The sequence below is a fragment of the Candidatus Hydrogenedentota bacterium genome (genome assembly GCA_019695095.1).
Taxonomy (GTDB): Bacteria; Hydrogenedentota; Hydrogenedentia; order Hydrogenedentales; family SLHB01; genus JAIBAQ01.
Genome location: JAIBAQ010000046.1, coordinates 1 through 18,298, shown reverse-complemented (window position 1 = coordinate 18,298; position 18,298 = coordinate 1). Strand labels below are relative to the sequence as shown.

At 56.0% G+C, this 18,298-nt stretch carries 13 protein-coding genes and 1 riboswitch; of the genes, 11 read left to right on the top strand and 2 right to left on the bottom strand.

Going from position 1 to position 18,298, the window contains the following annotated elements; all coding sequences use genetic code 11:
• The first annotated feature begins 39 nt into the window (after positions 1-39).
• From K1Y02_09885 to K1Y02_09870, 4 genes are all read left to right on the top strand, one after another.
• Positions 40-624 carry a response regulator gene (locus K1Y02_09885; GenBank protein ID MBX7256659.1) on the top strand — a complete coding sequence of 195 codons (585 nt, stop codon included), beginning with the start codon at positions 40-42 and terminating at the stop codon, positions 622-624.
• Between the two features lie 26 nt (positions 625-650).
• Entirely contained in the window at positions 651-4,301 is a 3,651-nt protein-coding gene (locus tag K1Y02_09880; protein MBX7256658.1) for a response regulator, read from the top strand.
• A 93-nt stretch (positions 4,302-4,394) separates the two neighbouring features.
• Positions 4,395-5,276 (top strand): hypothetical protein, encoded by an 882-nt coding sequence (locus K1Y02_09875; protein MBX7256657.1) that lies wholly within the window; start codon positions 4,395-4,397, stop codon positions 5,274-5,276.
• Positions 5,277-5,291: 15 nt separating this feature from the next.
• Positions 5,292-6,458 carry an aldo/keto reductase gene (locus K1Y02_09870; protein MBX7256656.1) on the top strand — a complete coding sequence of 389 codons (1,167 nt, stop codon included), beginning with the start codon at positions 5,292-5,294 and terminating at the stop codon, positions 6,456-6,458.
• A 606-nt stretch (positions 6,459-7,064) separates the two neighbouring features.
• Here the strand turns inward: K1Y02_09870 and K1Y02_09865 are convergent.
• Positions 7,065-8,798, bottom strand: a complete 1,734-nt coding sequence (locus K1Y02_09865) for a glycosyltransferase family 39 protein (protein MBX7256655.1) — start codon at positions 8,796-8,798, stop codon at positions 7,065-7,067.
• A 281-nt stretch (positions 8,799-9,079) separates the two neighbouring features.
• Here K1Y02_09865 and K1Y02_09860 point away from each other — a divergent pair, with 281 nt between their 5' ends.
• Both K1Y02_09860 and K1Y02_09855 read left to right on the top strand, forming a co-directional pair.
• On the top strand, positions 9,080-10,336 hold the full coding sequence (locus tag K1Y02_09860) for a hypothetical protein (GenBank protein ID MBX7256654.1): 1,257 nt from the start codon (positions 9,080-9,082) through the stop codon (positions 10,334-10,336).
• 279 nt (positions 10,337-10,615) lie between these two features.
• Complete coding sequence (locus tag K1Y02_09855; protein MBX7256653.1) at positions 10,616-11,578, top strand: haloacid dehalogenase-like hydrolase; 963 nt, start codon at positions 10,616-10,618, stop codon at positions 11,576-11,578.
• A 9-nt stretch (positions 11,579-11,587) separates the two neighbouring features.
• Here K1Y02_09855 and K1Y02_09850 read toward each other — a convergent pair whose 3' ends face one another.
• On the bottom strand, positions 11,588-11,743 hold the full coding sequence (locus K1Y02_09850) for a YqaE/Pmp3 family membrane protein (protein ID MBX7256652.1): 156 nt from the start codon (positions 11,741-11,743) through the stop codon (positions 11,588-11,590).
• A gap of 98 nt (positions 11,744-11,841) precedes the next feature.
• On the opposite strand from K1Y02_09850, the gene K1Y02_09845 reads away from it, so the two are divergent.
• The 5 genes from K1Y02_09845 to K1Y02_09825 all read left to right on the top strand — a co-directional run.
• Positions 11,842-13,191 (top strand): glycosyltransferase family 2 protein, encoded by a 1,350-nt coding sequence (locus tag K1Y02_09845; protein MBX7256651.1) that lies wholly within the window; start codon positions 11,842-11,844, stop codon positions 13,189-13,191.
• Positions 13,178-14,044 carry a polyprenyl synthetase family protein gene (locus K1Y02_09840; GenBank protein MBX7256650.1) on the top strand — a complete coding sequence of 289 codons (867 nt, stop codon included), beginning with the start codon at positions 13,178-13,180 and terminating at the stop codon, positions 14,042-14,044. The genes K1Y02_09845 and K1Y02_09840 overlap by 14 nt, the downstream gene beginning before the upstream one ends.
• Positions 14,022-16,409, top strand: coding sequence for a hypothetical protein (locus K1Y02_09835; GenBank protein ID MBX7256649.1), 2,388 nt, complete (start codon positions 14,022-14,024; stop codon positions 16,407-16,409). The genes K1Y02_09840 and K1Y02_09835 overlap by 23 nt, the downstream gene beginning before the upstream one ends.
• 69 nt (positions 16,410-16,478) lie before the next feature.
• Positions 16,479-16,678, top strand: a riboswitch (cobalamin riboswitch).
• 263 nt (positions 16,679-16,941) lie between these two features.
• The gene (locus tag K1Y02_09830) at positions 16,942-17,943 is read left to right on the top strand and encodes a hypothetical protein (GenBank protein ID MBX7256648.1); all 1,002 of its coding nucleotides are present in this window, start codon (positions 16,942-16,944) and stop codon (positions 17,941-17,943) included.
• A partial coding sequence (locus K1Y02_09825; GenBank protein ID MBX7256647.1) for a hypothetical protein occupies positions 17,940-18,298 on the top strand: 359 nt, incomplete at its 3' end. The genes K1Y02_09830 and K1Y02_09825, both read left to right, overlap by 4 nt.

Here is an 18,298-nt window from a genome sequence, read left to right as displayed (position 1 = left end):
GAAATTTGTCGTAAGCCAAACCGGGGAGGTAACGGCACTGTGAGTGATCGCGAGCAGAAGGCGTACACAACATTCGAGGCGGCGAAGATCTGCCACGTCACACACCATAGTATCAAGAACTGGATTAAGCAGGGCTTGATAAAGGCGTCTCGCACGCCCGGCGGACACTACCGAATCTTAGAAGAAGATCTTGATGTGTTTCGGGAACAGTATGACATGTTCCCGCGTGACAAGGGTTCCGCGAAGAAACGCGTTATGATCGTCGATGACGATCCTGACGCACTTTCCCTCATGGAGAAAATACTCACCGACGAGGGGTTTGAGTTAATCAAAGTGAGTAATGCGACGGAAGTGGGTCTCAAAGCTGCCCAGCTTTCGCCGGATCTCATCTTGCTCGATTTTCTCATGCCGGAGATCAACGGATTCGAGGTAACCAAAGCGCTCCGTGACAACGAGCTTACGCGCAGCACCCCGATTATGGCGGTTACCTGCTTGTCCAAAGAACAGGATATTGAGAGAATATTCGCCTGCGGCGCGGATGAATACTTGGCCAAGCCCTTCAAAGTAGATCAGCTTCTAGACAAAGTACGTGAGTTGATCGGGCGCGGCCGAATGGTCGAATAACCTAACCGCCACAGAGCGAGGAGCACATGCAGGGCAGGACTCCCCGACGGGGAATCGAGTGGAAGATCCTGACCTCGATTCTGTCCGTCTCCATACTACCTTTGCTCGTTGCGTTGATGATTGGTTTATATATCGCGCGCGAAGGGCAGGGGAGTGCCGTTCGACAAGCTTTGCTCACCGCGGCGCAGCGCACGGCCAGCGGTCTTCGCATCAGCGCAAACGATCGCCTCGACCCGATTCGCGTGCTGGCGGAGAATCCGCGCATCGTTGCCGCACTCACGCCCGGCGCGCAAAATCGTCCGACTGTTCTTGACTCGCCGCTCGTGCTCGAAGACATCTCGCAATTGCTCAAGGTTCACACCGGCGTTGATACCCCTAATCGCATGTCTCCGGTGTTCAGCTTGCTTGACGCGGAGGGGAACGTCGTCACGACCACCAACCCCGATGTCATGGCCGATCCCTCACTTGGCAATCAATGGATTGCCTATGGGACCAAACGCCCTGACTATGTCGACATGGATAGGCTCACCAATAGAAGTATCTATTTCGTACATGCGGTGGCGCCAGTGCGTTCTCTTCAGTACAAAGAAGTCATCGGCTACGTTTCCGTGGTCTTCGATATCGATGTAATGCTCAAGTACGCTTTTGGGTACGACCCAGAACGCAATCGCGTTCCTTCCAAGACGGACGTATACCACATTGCTTACGAAGTCGGTGACGGAACAATGATATCCGCCCGGCTCGATCCAGATTCGCCGCCGAATGATCCGAGGCTGATTACGCAGCCGCTGGACCGCCGTTTGGCCGCGTTTCTTCTCGATCCCCAGCGACCCAGCTCGGATTCCGTTCGCACGTTTGACTTTTCACCCGAAGGCGTGGCCGTGCGATCCTTCGTGGCTTACGACCGCCTCTTTGATAGCAGGCCTGTATACGTGATCGTCAGCCGCCCTGCGTCCATTGTGTACTCCACGATCTATCTATGGGCGATCCTTGCCATTGCCGGATGCTTGGCGTTCATCGCCTTCCTTGGCCTGAACGCATATCGAAACGTCCACAACAACATTGTTCGCCCTGTGCTGCTGCTCAATGAAGGCGCTCAGATCATCGGGCAAGGCGATCTTGAACTAAAACTTAAAATCGGTACTGGGGACGAGATCGAAGAGTTGGCAAGCTCGTTCAACAAGATGGCGCTTGCCCTGAAAGGCAACATACGCCGTTTGGAGGAATCGGAAGAACGGTATCGCGGCCTTGTCACGTCCATGCGCGACGGTATCGTTCAAACAGACTCCCAAGGTGTTATTGCGTTCTTGAATCCCGCAGGGCTGGAGATCTTTGGATTCCCTGCGCTTGCAGACGTCATGGGCCAGAATCTCAACACGCTCTTCATCGACGAAGGCGACTTCATTACCTTTGCCGAACAACTACAGCGGCGCGGCTTCGTCGAACGTACGCGCGTGTGGATGCGCCGTAGCGACGGGCGCTCCATCTGCGTCGAACTCTCCGGAAACCTTGTGCACGACGACGAAGGCGGTGAAGTCGGCTTGGAGGGCATTTTCCGAGACATCACCAAGAGCGTACGGCTCGAACGTGAAGCTCAGGATCGTGCCGAACGTCTCAGTGCCATCAATCAGATTGCAAATGTAATCAATTCGAGCCTTGAAGCAGGCCGCCTCTATGAAAGCCTCGTTGTCGAGGTGAAGAAACTCGTCGATTTCGACTACGCGGAGTTGGCGCTGCTTGACGACAAGAGCGAGTCGTTCGCGGCTCAACGCCTGTGGCCCGTTCAAGACGCAGCACCTTCGCGCGAGTATCCCGTCGAGGATGAACGCTACTGCTCGGCATGGGTCGCGCATCGCCAGGAATGCCTCGTTGTGGACGACCTCAACGCGCCCAATTGTCAGTTCTCGGGCCAGTTCCCGGAATCGACACACAGTTGTCTGGCTGTCCCTCTCTACGCCACTGGGCGAATCATCGGTACGCTGAACCTCGGGGCCAATCGGGCGAACGCATTCACGCATCACGACGTCGAAGTGCTAGAGCAAATGGCCCCTCACGTGGCCGTCGCCATTCGCAACGCGCAACTACTCGAAAATCTACAGGTGTCCCTTGAAGAGGTGACGCGCGCGAGAGAGAAACTCTACCTCGCCAACGAGGAAATGAAGACTCTCGACGAGATGAAGACGAACCTTCTCTCCAATGTTTCACACGAGTTGCGCACTCCGCTGGTTAGCGTGATGGGCTATACCGATATGATCCTGAACGGCAAGGCCGGTCCTATCAACGATACCCAACGCGAATATCTGGGCATCAGCCTTCGCAACATCGAGAAACTGGTTACCCTTATCGAAAACCTGCTTGATTTCTCGCGTCTGCACCGCGGGAAAGAGACGCTCGTCTTTGACACATTCGACCTTGTCGATTGCGCTCGATCCAGCATGCAGATCATTCAGCCTGTGGCCGATGGCCGCGACATCAGGCTCGAACTCCGCGCTCCTGAGACTCCCGTGCTGGTCGAAGGCGAGAAGGGAAAGATTGGTCAGATTTTCAACAATCTCCTGTCGAATGCAGTCAAATTCAACCATCAAGGCGGTCAAGTCACGATTGCTATTACGCCCGGCGAGTCCGCCGTGGATGTACAGGTCTCGGACACGGGCATTGGCATTCCGCAAGAAGCCCTCGACAAGGTCTTCACGCGTTTCTACCAGTACGACGCGAGTTCGACCCGCAAATACGGCGGCACCGGTATTGGCCTTTCCATCGCGCAAGACATTGCCCGTCTGCACGGCAGCCGAATCACAGTCACAAGCGAGGTGGGCAAGGGAACAACCTTCCGCTTTTCCATGCCACTCCTTCGCCCCAAGAAGGAGAGTGGCGCGGAGGAAGAAGGACTCCCCGCCGAAACACGCCTTCTCGTGGAAATTGTAACCGTCGACCGCGCCTTGGCAACCCAAGTCCGCAATATGCTCCTGTCTGAAGGTATGGACGTGGTCCACGCGGGCACAACCAAACATGCGATGGCACTCGCCACAAAACACAGCCCCGATTGCATCCTAGTGGACGTGGACACGAATGGAAACGCCACTGCCTTGCTCGACACACTGTTAGCGGACAAAGTGAGCTCGGATCGCCCGTTGATCCTCGTTACCAATGACGACGAACTCTATGCGCGCTACAAACCGAAGGTCGCGTGCCGCCTGAAGAGAAGCCTGAGAAAGAGCATTCTTTTGAGCGGCATCCACCATGCCCTCAGCGAAAACGTCCCTCATACTCATCGGATCGGCCGGAAGATTCTGTGCGTCGACGACGATCCCGAAGTGCTCGTCTTCATTAGCCGCTGCCTGGAATCCGAAGGTTACGAAGTCGTCTGCTGCCGGTCGGGTGAAGATGCCTTGGGGATCGTTGACAGCGGCGAGTTCGCACTTGTTCTCTTGGACATTGCCATGCCCGGCATGGATGGATGGGAGGCCTGTAAACGCATTCGAGGGAATCCGTCGCTCGAAGGCATCAAGATCTTCATGGTCACGGCCAAACCGCTGGAATCAGAGTCCTACCCGCGTCCACAAGATCGGGGCGCGGATGGCTATATTCTTAAGCCCTTCCACGCCGGCGATCTTCTTGAGCTTGTCCAGGGTCTTCCTATACCGCATCCCGTGAAGCAAGCCCAAGCGTTGGATTAAGACCGTTTCTTTCTGGTGTTAACTCTGACGTATCACGTGTAGAATCATGTCCACTCGCTGCACGCCCTAAGTGAAAGTAACGGAGGTATGGTCATGACAGCCTTGCTGCTCTGTGTAGCCCTGGCAGCGCTCCAGGGTAAGGACTTGCTGATTGCCACGGAACGGCTTGCGTCTATCGAAAACGCTCTTGTTCTTGATGTACGCCCCGCCGACGCGTTTTCCTCAGGACACATCCCCGGCGCCGCGAACCTGGACATTGGCTCGTTGTCTGAGACGCGCGACGGTGTTGCGGGCCTGCTCAAGCCGCTCGAGCAAGTGCATGCGGCGCTGGCCGCTGCCGGGGTGGATCCCGCTAAGCACATCGTCGCCTACTGCGGCATGGAGAAGCCCGACGACTTCAAGGACGCAGCAAGAATGTTCTGGATCTTGGAGTATGTCGGTTATCCGCAAGTCTCGGTTCTGGATGGTGGCCTCGCGAAATGGAAGGCCGAAGGACGTTCTCTTGAACAAGGACCTACGTCCGTCAAGCCCGCCGTTATCCCCGACCTCAAGCCACGCGAAGATCTCCTTGCCACGATGGAAGACGTCGAGAGTGCAATAAAGCAAGGAGACAAAAGACTCGTGGATTGGCGAAACGCCGACATGTATCACGGCAGCAAGAAGGCCGATATAGTCAAAGCGCCTGGCCACATCCCCACGGCGATGAACCTCTCTTCAGAAGAGATGGTCAGGGGGCAAGATTCAACTCTCAAACAGGCGGGAACGATTGAGGAGCTGGCTAAGACACAGGGGGTCGATCTCAACGCGCCAACCATCACCTACTGCAACTCTGGACGGTCCGCCAGCACCGGATACTTCGTATTGCGCATGCTTGGAAACAAGCAGGTCTCCCTGTACGATGGGTCCATGGCGGAATGGACCGCTTCGGAAAAGAACAAAGTGGAATGCGACGCTCCCGTCGCAAAAGAGAAGTAGGGACGGAAGATTACGATGAGATATCGCCGGTTTGGCAAGACTGAACTGCAGATCCCTGTCATAAGCTGTGGCGGTATGCGGTTTCAGCAGTCGTGGAACAGCAACGACGAGGTTGGCGCGGATAGCCAGAAGAATCTCGAATCGACTGTGCTTCGCGCATTCGAAGTAGGCATCAACCATTTCGAGACGGCCCGCGGCTACGGCACAAGTGAGTATCAGCTTGGCAAGATCCTGCCGAAACTCCCTCGCGAGAGAATCATTGTCCAGACCAAGGTTGGCCCCTCCGCAAACCCGAAGGAGTTTGCAGAAGTCTTCGACTATTCCATGAGTCTGCTGCAACTCGATCACGTCGACTTGTTTGCCTTTCATGGCGTCAACAATGAAGAAATCTACGAGCACGCGAAGGTGTGCCTCGACACCGCCCTGCAATGGAAGAAAGAGGGCCGTATCCGAAACCTGGGATTCTCCACGCACGGATCGTGCGATTCGATCATCAAAGCCATAAACCTCGGTGTTTTCGACTACGTAAACCTCCATTGGTACTTCATCTTCCAGGACAATTGGCCCGCCATAGAAGCCGCACATGCCCGTGATATGGGTGTCTTTATCATCAGTCCAAACGAAAAGGGTGGATTGCTGTTCAAAGAAACGCAGAAGCTCGCCGCCCTCACGGCCCCCTATCACCCCTTGGTATTCAATGGACTCTTCTGTCTGTCTCGACCTGAAGTGCACACGCTCAGTTGCGGCGCCTCGAAGCCTTCCGATTTCGACATACACCTGCAAACCGCTGAACTTTCAAATCAAGCTGAGCGCATTGTTGCGCCGATTGTTGAGAGACTAGAAGGTGAGATGGTGCGCACGCTCGGAAAAGAGTGGATGGATCACTGGCACGAGGGTCTCCCTGAATGGAAGGACACGCCCGGCGAGATCAACATCCCCTGGATGCTGCGGCTCTACAACTTGGCTGTCGCGTTTGACATGGTCGAATTCGGGAAAATGCGCTACAACCTTTTCGGTAATGGCGGCCACTGGTTTCCGGGAAAACGCGCGGACAACATTGACAGTCTCGACTTCACTGACTGTCTGAAGCATTCGCCGTTCAAAAGCCGAATCCCAACGCTCCTTAAGGAAACACACGCCATGCTGGCCGGAGAAGAGAAGAAACGGCTTCAGAAGTCGTGATGTGGGTCGACGCATGCGGAGATTTGGGGGTGAGGAGCGTCGGTCAGGCGATCGACATTCACTTGCCGTCGAACAACGTACGCCGCTGTCGCTTTGCTATCTCTGACACTGTCAGCCACCCTGGAATGCCCGCTCATTTTGAGCGAAGGACAGGGAGTGAGTAACAGACTATCAGACGTCATTCTGCGCGGGGATCGCGCTAGCGCGGGTTTTGGTGGAAGAGACAAAGGACCAGACGAACTTCTTCTACTCGATCTACCGGAATATGCCTGGCGCTACGATCGCATTCACTCACACGGTCTTCTCTCTGGAGTGCCGTAGGCACGGCAGATTCCAGCCTGGGGTGAGATTTGCTTCACCGATGCGAATCAAAACCCCAGGTACAAGCCCCCACCCAACGTGAGCCCTAAGCAACGTAAACGGTCCGTTTCTTAGGAGTCCGCCTTCGGCGGACGAAGAATCTGGCTTGAACAAAACAGAAGGTGAAATGTGGCGTCTGCGGGTTTATTGCCGGATTCTTCACTAATCTCCGCATGACAATTGAGGATCGGTAGCAAGTACCATCCGGAACAAGTTGACTCTTAGAACAGGGGATGACTCGATTAGCTAAGGCGCGCTATCAGGTTGTGGCGTGCGCTCATAGACTGCATAGCGCTCGATTCTCTTCGTCGCACCCAGCAAATCCACAAGGTCGCGTTGGCTTACCGCGTCCAGAATAACGCAGGGATGCGACTCAACCGCCTCGCGTGTTGCTGAGATTCGAGTAACATGACGGTCAGCGAAAAAATTCAACGTTCGTTCGACTGGATAGAATGTCGTGGCAACCTCGGCATCATGAGGAAGTGATTTCACATACTCACTAAGCGCTCGATCTGCCTGCATGTCGTCATGCGATAGCGCCGCCGTAAACGCCTGTCCCATGTTCATGACAAATGGAACGCACAGACACGCCACGGTGAAAACCCGCAATGGCCTCATGCGCCAGCGTCCGTCGCGCTTTCGAATCGCACCCGAGATCGCCATTCCCACAACCGGGCCTACAAAACTCGCGGATAGGGCGAGCGCGTACCAGACATAGCGCGGGATATTGCCTGAAGTGAAGAAAACCCACCAAAACGCGACAAAAACGGCAAACATCCAAAGAACAACCACTGAAGGATCATAGCGGTGATAGAAGACATAGAACCCGGCAACGGCCATGCACGACGCAGAAACCAATACGATTGCTCCGTGCCGAAATAGCCAGCCCAACGTATTCGACACCGAGCCTAGACCAAACATCAGGTTATGCTGATACACTGCCAACTGCCCCGTAGCAACGCCTTCCGCAACGGTTTGATAGCGGCTTTGGATTCCCCACCAGACAAGCACGAGACTCCCCGCTGCTATAGCGGGCAGGAGAAGATGAACCAGTTGGATTCTGCGGAAAGTCAATCGATCATAGAGGTACGCAGCAAGTACCGCCCATACTACAAAGACTGCGAACATCTTGGTGATGACTGCAAACCCCAGAAACAACCCTGACGCCAGCATCGAGGCATATCGGCCTCGGGATACTAGCGCGCGCCGCCAGCATAGTAATCCACAGACAAGGAATAAAAGGGCCGGGATCTCTCCGTAAAGCGTTCTCGCAAGATATGAAGTTCCGAGTGCTCCACTCAGGAAGAGTATCCCTAGTATGGCTCCACGTCCGTCGAACAACGGCAGAAACATACTGTAAAGAGCCATGAGCATCACAATGTAAAAGGCAACGATGACGATACGCGCCGGCAGCAGCGCGATGCCAGCCGCCTTCAACGCTCCCGCTACCGGAAGTATGACAGTCGGCCCTACGGAGTCATACGAATCAAACCGCACAAATCCCGAGTCCGGATGCCCAGATGCATATTCCCCGTACACCGCCAAGTTCCTGGCAACAATCAGATGATGCATCTCGTCGGGTTCGGCGCGAGGGTAATCGCTGAGATTCAGAACGGTAAACAGCCCGACTGCGGCCACAACGACACAGAGATAAGGAAGTGCAGGTCGCTCCGGTTCCTTAAGTGTCACTTTCGGATAGGGGATTCGACTTAGATGCGGACTAAGCCACCGCAAACGCAGTGCCAGGAGAAGTGAAAGAACTCCAAACGCAACAGACTTGATCCCAAGCTTCAGGAGCGAGGGACTATTCGATGCTTCAGGCGACACCAGGAAGAATGCCAACAGCGTTCCCGATGCCACGGACGTGAAGGCGGTGCATAGCAGTGCCGACACCAGGACTGCCAACTCTCCAAACAGCCGCACCAACCCCAGTACGACTCGAATTGCCTGCTTCGTGTCCATCTCAGTGGAAGCGGTCATGCGTCTCTGCCGATTCTAGAAACATGGATTACACTCTTCCCGCCGGTTCACGAATGTGAGTATACCAAGTGGAAAGTGCCACTTCCCGTTACTTGGAATTCAGCGTTGCCTAGAGTCGAAGAGTTCGTCAAAATACGTGCATGGCACAGCACGACACCCTCAGATCTCCCTGGCTTGGCCGCATAGGCATCTTTTTCTTCACTCTCGCTCTTCTCAGTGTTATCGGCGTCTTCGCGACAAACCTCTATATGCTCCGGCAACTTGGGATGAGGGTTCAGACCATGCGGGATTCTGGGTATCCGACCACGCAAACTGAATTCATTGACTGGTACGGACGCCTTGATGAGCCCAACGCGCTTGATACGTACTACAAAGCCTTCGGAGCGATTACTCCTCCCGCCACTGCGGCAATTCCGATATTGCCCTTTGTGGGCGACACCGAGTATCCCGACGATTTTGCGCCTATTCCGGATGAGTTGCTGGTGGTGATGAAGGAACACCTAGCCAAGAATGAGGAGGCAATTAGCCTGCTGCACAAAGCAGCTTCTATCCCAAACTGTACGTTCCCCGTCACGGACCAATCTGCTGGTACAATGCTCTTCAAAATCGATGATTGGCCCCACGTAAGGAGCGGCATAGACCTCCTGAGACTGGATGCCGTCGTATCTGCCGAGAATCGAGATGCCCAACGTGCCATTGCAAGCATCCGAGCTGGAATAGCGCTAGCCCGCGCCTATATGAAGCGCCCAACGACAAGCGATTTCATCTGGGGCGATACGATGCTCAATTCTGCCGTTACTCCTCTGAATCGGGTCTTGTACCAACTTGAGGAAGTCGACCTCACCCCGCTGGAGGAACCTCTACGCGAGTCGGATTACGATGGTCTGCTTGAACGTGCGTTGATTGGCGATTTGTTCAACCAAGTCCGTGCCCGGGACTATGCGCCTACGCTTTTCGATGGCCGGGCGTGGTCACTGGAAGACGCCACTTTGGGCGAGAGGATTAGATACAATCCGCTCACGGCCAGGGCGGAATACGTGCTCGGCCTCAGCAAGATTGATCAGATTCAGTTGCTCGATTTCGGACTCCTGCTTACCCACATCGCCTCACTGCCCAATGCCGAGCGCAAGCGCGAACTCGAAACTGCTGCATCGCGCACTCCACTCGCCCCGCTGATGATCCAGACCTTTTCCACGGCTTTTGATATCGAGTATGGCGGAAAGGCAAGAATCAGAATTCTCAACACGGTTCTGGCCATCGAGCGATACGCGCGAGCTACAAAACAACTCCCAGCCGGCTTGCACGAACTGGTCCCCGGTTTCACAAACGCCGTCCCGCTGGATCCGTTCGATGAACTACCGTTGAAGTACCGTCTCACGGATACGGGCTATGTCCTCTACAGCGTAGGCCGAGATATGGAAGACGACGGGGGAGATGGACAGTCAATGCTCTTGGAGGGCGACGTCGTTTTTCGAAGGAACATGACGCGGCCGTTGGACAGAACCCCAAACCAACCTCTCGACATACCGCAATCGTAACGGAAGTGTCAGAGACCTTTTTCCTGTCTAGGAATTCCCTACTTCCCGTCTTTTCTCGATTATTAAGAACCGCAAGTCCCTCGTTTCGTAGAGCAACTAACCAAACCTGACGTAGTGCTCTTGCCTTCTTGGCGTATTGATAGTTGATCGGAGTGCAACGAACTTCCCCTATATTATGGAGGGATTCCTGGAATCCACACCTTCCATCCTCCGGGTATTTGTTACCAATACGCCGAGGTGTTATCGTTCCCCGATACAACGAAAAGGAATGGGCAAGCCGTGCCGGAAAAAGGACTCTTTCTACAAAACGTCATCGCGGTGATCTGGGATTTCGACAAGACTCTTTCACCGCAATACATGCAGAAACCCCTCTTCGATGCTTACGATGTCGATGAGCAGCGCTTCTGGGCGGAAGTCAACGCGCTTCCCGCGTATTACGCCAAAGCGGGAGTCACGGTTCAGCAAGACACTTCATACCTTGGCCACTTGCTGTCATATGTCCAATCCGGGCGTATGCCGGACCTCACCAACGCGCGTTTGCGTGAATTGGGCGCCGATATCGAGTTCTTTCCCGGCATCCCCGAATTGTTCGAGCGTCTTGCCAATCTCGCACGAATCAGCCCATTCGACGAATGGGACCTCCACCTTGAGCACTACGTGGTCTCGACGGGCATCGCCGAGATGGTGAGAGGTTCGCGGATTGCCCCGTATTTGTCCGGCATACACGCATCCGAGTTCATTGAGGTACCCGCCGGACCAGGGACCGATTTCGCCGGAAGCCCCCAGACGGGTCCGATTAGCCAAATCGCGGGATTCCTGGACAACACGACGAAAACACGCGCGCTTTTCGAAATCAATAAGGGGGTCAACAAGGCGGGGATAAGCGTAAACGATGCCATCCCCGAGGACGAGCGGCGCGTTCCTTTCAAGAACATGATCTACATTGCCGACGGCCCAAGCGACATCCCGTCTTTCTCAGTCGTCAAGAAGCACAACGGCCACACCTGCGCCGTGTACACGCCCGGATCGGCAAAACACTTCGAGCAAGCCAAGCGCCTGCAAGACACCGACCGTGTCGACCACGTAGCCCCGGCGGATTATCGCGAGGGCACCCAGGTCTCCATGTGGCTCGAAGCTGTCGTGAAGGAAATTGCGGGCCGGATGGTCGAGGAGCGCAAACGGGCGTTTCAGAGCAAGGTCAGTCCCGGCCCAACGCACGTGACAGACGAGGAAAAGAAATAGCCAAAGGGCTTACTTATTCTCTTTGCACAGAATCAACGCCGCGATAACGCCTGGAATCCATCCGCAGAGCCAGAGAATGCTGACCAGCAAGAGCGGCCCGCATCCCTTGTCGATGACCGCAAGTGGGGGAAGCAGAATGCATACAACCGCGCGACCAAATGACATAGTAATTCCTCTTCTGTTCGCCGAAGGGCTGACGCCTCTCGAAGCACAGGTCAACGCCTGCTATACTTCGTTCCATTATGACGTATCGGCTCGTTCATGTGATCATTATTAACTGGAACGGCATCGAACATCTCAACGATTGCTTCACGTCGCTCCTGGCCTGCGAATATCCGCACGTCCGGTTTGTGCTCGTGGATAATGGCAGTACGGACGGTTCCGTCGAGTACGTGCGCCGTGAGTTCGGGGTTGACCCGCGAGTCGAAATTGTCGAGCTAGGCGAGAATCTCGGATGGTCCCCTGGCAACAACGCGGGTATCGAGCGTGCCCTTGAAGCGGATGCCGACTACATCTTTCTGCTGAATAACGACACGTGGACCGCGCCCGACGCCGTAGGCAAACTGGTCGAATTCGCGGACGCCAACCCAAATGCCGGCGCCATCGCGCCCAAGATGCTGATGTTCTACCAGCCAGACCTCTTGAACTCGGTGGGGGTGACCTGTTCCATGGTTGGCGTCGGTTGGGATGAAGGATTGGGCCGCGTCGATACCCCGGCTTGGAATATGTCGAAACCTGTCCTCGGGGTGTGCGGCGGTGCGATGTTCTTGCGGAGTTCCTCGCTACGGAAGACCGGACTTCTGCCAACCGACTTCGAGATCTACCTTGATGACCTCGACCTGAGCCTGCGCATGTGGAGTGCCGGCTACGAAGTGTGGAGTTGCCCGGAAGCCGTGGTCCGCCACAAGTTCAGCGCCACAATGGGCGAAGGGGAGCGCGCGAAACGCAAGTACTACCTCAACACGAGAAACAGACTCAGGTTGATCCTTCGCAATTTTCCGGCTTCAAAGTCGGCAGCCATTGCGGCTGCGTATATCATGAGCGAGTGCAAAGCCTTGGGCAGAGCACTCCTGAATGGCGAAGGATGGCGAATCAAGGCTCATGTCCGCTCGTGGTTTGATGCTCTGGCGTACCTTGGAAAGGCTGCGAAGGCTCGTAAGGCGTTACGTGCTACAGGCTTTAACCCAATGCGTTTCTGGCCCATGGTGCAGAAACGTCAGCTATTCTTCCCAGGTACCGAGTTTCCCGAGGAGGGTTGGTACGCTCCCCGGACTCTCAAAGGCGTCTTTCGCGTTCGGCCGATGACACAACGCGCGACACTTGCCGTCGAAGGAGGCCCTTTGCGCATCCTTCTTACGAATTGCTATCCTCGCGTGGCCGAGGCCCACGTACGAGTGGCCCAGAATGATTGCCAACTTGCCCACCTCAGCACATCGTCGCTTGAGGAAGTCGTTATTGAAACGCGACCTGGGACTCTGGAGTTCTACGCCGAGCGTCTCTTCACGGCAGAAGAGACCGGTGAACAAATAGACATTGGGGGATGGATTGCGGTGGAGCCGCTCCGCGCGGACACGCATCCTCCCGAAGCAAGGCTACCAAATGAGTCCGTTTAACTTAGCCTCATACCTCGCAGAGCGCAAGCTCCTCATCGACCGTGCGCTCGATGAACGTCTGCCGAGCGCGGCAGTGGAACCTCGCCACGTCCACGAAGCCATGCGATACGCGACTCTCGGCGGAGGTAAACGTCTTCGGGCAATACTCGCACTGTCCGTAGCGGACCTTGCGAACGCGCCCTTTGAGAGCGTGCTGGATTCGGCCTGTGCCATCGAGTTTGTTCATACCGCCTCCCTCATACTCGATGATTTGCCATCCATGGACGACGCCGACACACGTCGAGACATTCCCAGCACACATGTCCGATTTGGAGAGGCATCTGCGCTGTTGGCGTCCGTGGCACTCATTGCACAGGCATTCGAGTTGGTCGCCCGCAATGCCGCGTCGTCGTCGCAACCTGAAGTGGCGGCCCTAGTCACACAGTCTTTGGCCCAAGTCATCGGTACCCAAGGAGCCATCTACGGTCAGCACCTGGATCTAGGTCAGTCCGAAGTGCCGCTGACCCTGGAAGCGATGGAAGACACCTATCGGCGGAAGGCATCGGCGCTTTTTGCGGGCGGACTCACTATCCCCGCGACCCTGGTCGGAATGTCGTTGGCACAGCGCGAGGCTTTGAACAACTACGCACTGGAATTGGGACTGGCTTTTCAGATCACCGATGACCTTATCGATGCTGGCCTCCACGGCGAGGAATCCCACAAGATTACGATGGTGACGCATCTGGGTGAAGAAGGGGCACATAAACGAGTTTCGGATCTGGTTGCATCTGCGGAAGACCATCTGCGGATATTCGGCGATGCCGCCGATCCACTACGGATGATGGCAAGGTATGTCGCGACGCGGAAGTTCTAGTTCGAAGGGTGTGTTGTTTCCCATCTTGCTGGCGGTGGTCTTCATTGGAGCCGCCGCGATAGTCGGGTTTTGGATCGGATCGTTGGGTGGTTCGGACTTCTCGACTTCTGACATGCAGAGTTGGACGCCGGACGAACCCGTTTCGGCTCCGGAAGAAGAGACAGCCGCCACGCCGCGAATGGGATGGCCGCTGTTTTTCAGCACAAGTGTTCTCCCTGGCTCCGATATTGAAGCTGTGATCGGCGAAGTGCGACTTGCCGCGCTCGCCGGCGTGCACCAATATGCGGTTCGCGTGCCACTTCCATGGCCAGGAGTGGACACCCCGCTCGAGCCGGTTACTGCGGCCCTGGATCGCATCCTTGAAACCGATCCGGAAGCGACGCTCTTCCTGTGGATCAACTTCGAGCCGCCAGCCGCTTGGTTGGACGCCCATCCCGATGCGGCTTCAAGCATTGAAGTGGATGGAAAGCGCTTGGTGAGTCTGGAGTCTCAAGTGTGGACAGAAGCAGGCAAATCTGCTTTGGCCGTTCTGGCGGAAACGGTGAACAAGGCCAAATCGGGTGACCACATCAAGGGCGTAATAGTTGCCGGGCCGGTTGACGGTGCGTGGCTGCATGCGGGCGACTATGACCGTTCTCCGTCTGGCACATCGGGTTTTCGCGCATGGCTCCGCACTCAATATGCCGACAATATGGCGCTGCAAACCGCATGGGGAGACTTGGCTTGCACGTTTGACGATGCCCCGATTCCGGACAAGCCAAACTCAGCGGATACTCTAAACGTCTTCTTCAAGTTGCCGGAGGAACAGCGTCAAGTAGACTACTTGCGCTACCTATCCGAATCGACCGCCGATGCAGTATCGGAATTCGCAGGGTTCCTTCGGCAGAATGCGAAGACCTCTCTGCTGATTCTTGCCACCTATGGCAGCGCTTTCGAATACCCCGCGAACGACAGTGGACAGCTGGCCTTAGGGATACTCTTGGACGGCGTGGTAGACGGGGTAGTCACTCCAGTCTCATACAAGGACCGCGGTCTGGGGGGGGCTGGCGGCTTCATGGGGCCGGTAGACAGCGCGCGTTGGCGAAAGAAGCTGTGGGCGCTCGTGGACGATACGCGCACAGGTATTTCCCGAAATGCCGTATCGGGTGAAATTGAACGTATTGAGGGTCTGCGCTCCGAGGATGTTTTGCGCGTTCAGAGACGCAACTTTGCCGCCGCCGTGACGCACGGACTCGGGGTGATGTGGGATGACGCGCAAGGCGTTGGCAGCCTTCACAACACGGAAATGTGGGACCTGTTCCGGCGGATGCGTGAGTCCTACCAAGCGGTCTGGCCCACGAGCGAAGCTTGGACCAAGGGAGAGCCTATTGCATACGCGACGCCTGAGCAGCGCCTGACTCTCTGCGTCGTGGTGGACGAGGCGAGCCGCTTCTTTCAGCGATGCGACACCAAACTGAACGAACTCCTGTTGGCTGGTGTGCGTGATGCCGCACTACGCTCTGGAGTTCCCACGCAATTCTGTCTTCTTCAGGACATCCTAAGCGGCCACGCCCAAGAAGCCGCGGTGTACTTGTTTGTGAACGCATTCCACCTCCATCCCGAGGATCGCGATCAGATTAAGAATCTTCTCATTGCCCAACGCTCGGCGGCGATCTGGATGTACGCCCCGGGCTATATTGACGATCAGCCATCCGTCGAAAACTGTGCCGCGACAACAGGACTAAAGGTCCTTATGTTTGACGGTCCGGCGCGCTCCGGTTCTCAGTGGCAGCTATCTGGCGGACGATTTGTGGGGCAGGGCACGGCCTTCGGTGGACCCGATCAATGGGCTCCCATGTTCTATATCGAGACCGAAGAAACAAAGATCATGGCTCGTTACCGCGAATCAGGCATGGTCAGTGTCGCTGCCGAGTTCTTCCCGGAAGGTTGGGCATCCATCTATGTTGCGGAGCCCGTTTTGACGCCGGAGATCCTGCGCGAAATCCTGCTCATCCTGGAGAAGCACGTATTCATTCGACAGGGTGGGGAAAAGCACTCCGACATCCTTCACTTTGGCCCGAACATGGTTGCGGTTCATGCCGGAAGCAACGGCGAGCGCTCCCTGGACCTTGGCGCCACGTTCAACATCCAAGACCGGCTGGACCCTGATGTAGGTTGGCAAAACAAACGGTTCCTGCTCATGCCTATGAAGCAGGGCGACACCCGCGTGCTTGGACTGGAGTACTCGAAAGAAACCGAGCAGTTGCCGCAAGGCGCGGTAGAGAACGCGGAATCGACAGACAGTACGCAGGCGCCGGCCGAACCCGTCGAGCCGCCGCCGCCGGAATCTGTCTCCAGTGAACCCGTTGGAACGCAGTATCCGTGATTGAAGTCTCTACGATTGACTCTGAGTCTTACTTGACAGAGGACAGTGACCGCCGTATAGTGACGGTCACGTAAGATGAAAGGAGGGGGTAACTCACACAATCGGTTTCTTGGCGCGTGGGCCAAGGGAAGACGGTGAGAATCCGTCGCAGTCGCGCTGCTGTAACCGGGGACGAAAGCCGCATGAAGCCACTGCTCGACCGAGCGGGAAGGCGCGGCCGGTAGAACGATCCGGAAGCCAGAAGACCTGCCCCACTTCGCAGTTGGGATTGCGGAAACTTCGCGGAAAAGTTCTGGCATATCGAGATCGCCTCTCCGAATACCTACCTTTTCCCGTCTACCGCTTCCGTAAGATTCTTCGACACAGCCCGTAATGCGTCTGTTGTCCAGGCTCTTCGGCATCGCGTAGGTGGCTCCCGCAAAACCTCCTGCATTCGCGCCTGTTCTGTCCCGTGCTCAGTGGTTTGCACGCAACGGAGGTCGCGTGGCGCGGTCGCGAGCGCCGGTCACGCATGAAGCAGGGGTTTCTATTGATGAGACAGCTCCATTGTCTTTGCGCAGTGTTGCTCTTCGGGGCAACGTCGCCTGCCTGGGGGGCGGGTGAACAGTTCACGAATTTTCCAACTCCCGCAGCGGGGGCATTCAACGTCGTTGTCGCTCCGATGCAGGATGGTCGCCTATTGGTTTGGAACGGGGGTGACGTCTTCGAGCAAGCAGGTGTCAACGTCGACTATTTCACGCAGGTCGCTTCCGGATATCCAGGCGATGCGTCTTTCCTCGCCATTACACCGGATGGCTCGCGAGCCGCTCTCGGTGCAGGATACAGCGGAGCTATCACGGTTGTTGCCCTCAACGCTCCGGGTACTCCCGTCGCCTCGATAAACACGGTGAACAACTACTCGGGCGTCTGGATTTCCAACACACAGTTGCTAATCAACCGCGCCTTGTATGTTGGTCCAGGTCCATATGACTACGACCTTCCCGAGCTCGTGCTCGTCGACTTCTCAGGAACGCCCACGTTCAAGGTCGTGGTGGAAGATGTCGGCACCTATTCCGCGGCGATTGCAGTAGATGCCGCGCTGCAATACATCTACACCGCCGACGGTTGGACAGGGGAAACCCGCAGGTTCGCCGTGGCCAATCTAATCAACGCGTTCAACACGAACACCCCTCTCACTTGGACGAGCGGTGCGCTTATCGGAACGTACAACAGCGGCGGTCCAGCAGGGGTGGATAATGACGGCAACCTCATTATCGGTGGCTTTGGTTCGATACAGACCGTTAATCCCACGACAGGATTGGTTGTCAACAATTACGATCCGGTCGGTACGGGCTTCGAGTTTTACAATGCAGGTTTCAATCCATTCACCGGCCTAATCATCGCCATCCAGTCGGTGTATTTGGGTGTTCCGGGCTTGTGGACCCCGGCTGACACCCTTATACCGCTGCCCGGACTGACGGGACTTGGAATTGTCGCTTGCCTTGCTGCGCTCTCTGCGCTGGGCGCGCGGAAAGCCCGGGGGCTGACAAAATGAGAACTTCCTGGGTCGCCGCATTCTCGCTGTTCGCGGCCGCACTTTCGGCTTGTGCCGAAGATCCGTGGGCGGATAGCGTTGTTACCTACGCGCCGGTCTCCCCACAATCGGGTTACACCGATTCGACCAAAGCGCTAGGTGCGCCGGGAGGCGGCGGCCCAGGTATTCCCAATAACGATTCGATTGTGACCCTTGGTATTCCGGCTGGCTCTATGACCCTCAAGTTTACGACGCCGGTCACTGATGATCCGAATAATCCCATGGGGCTGGACTGTATTGTCTACTCGAATGCTTTCTGGAATGCGGGCGATCCTCAACGCAAATGGCAGGAACCCGCGCTGATCGAAATCAGTGA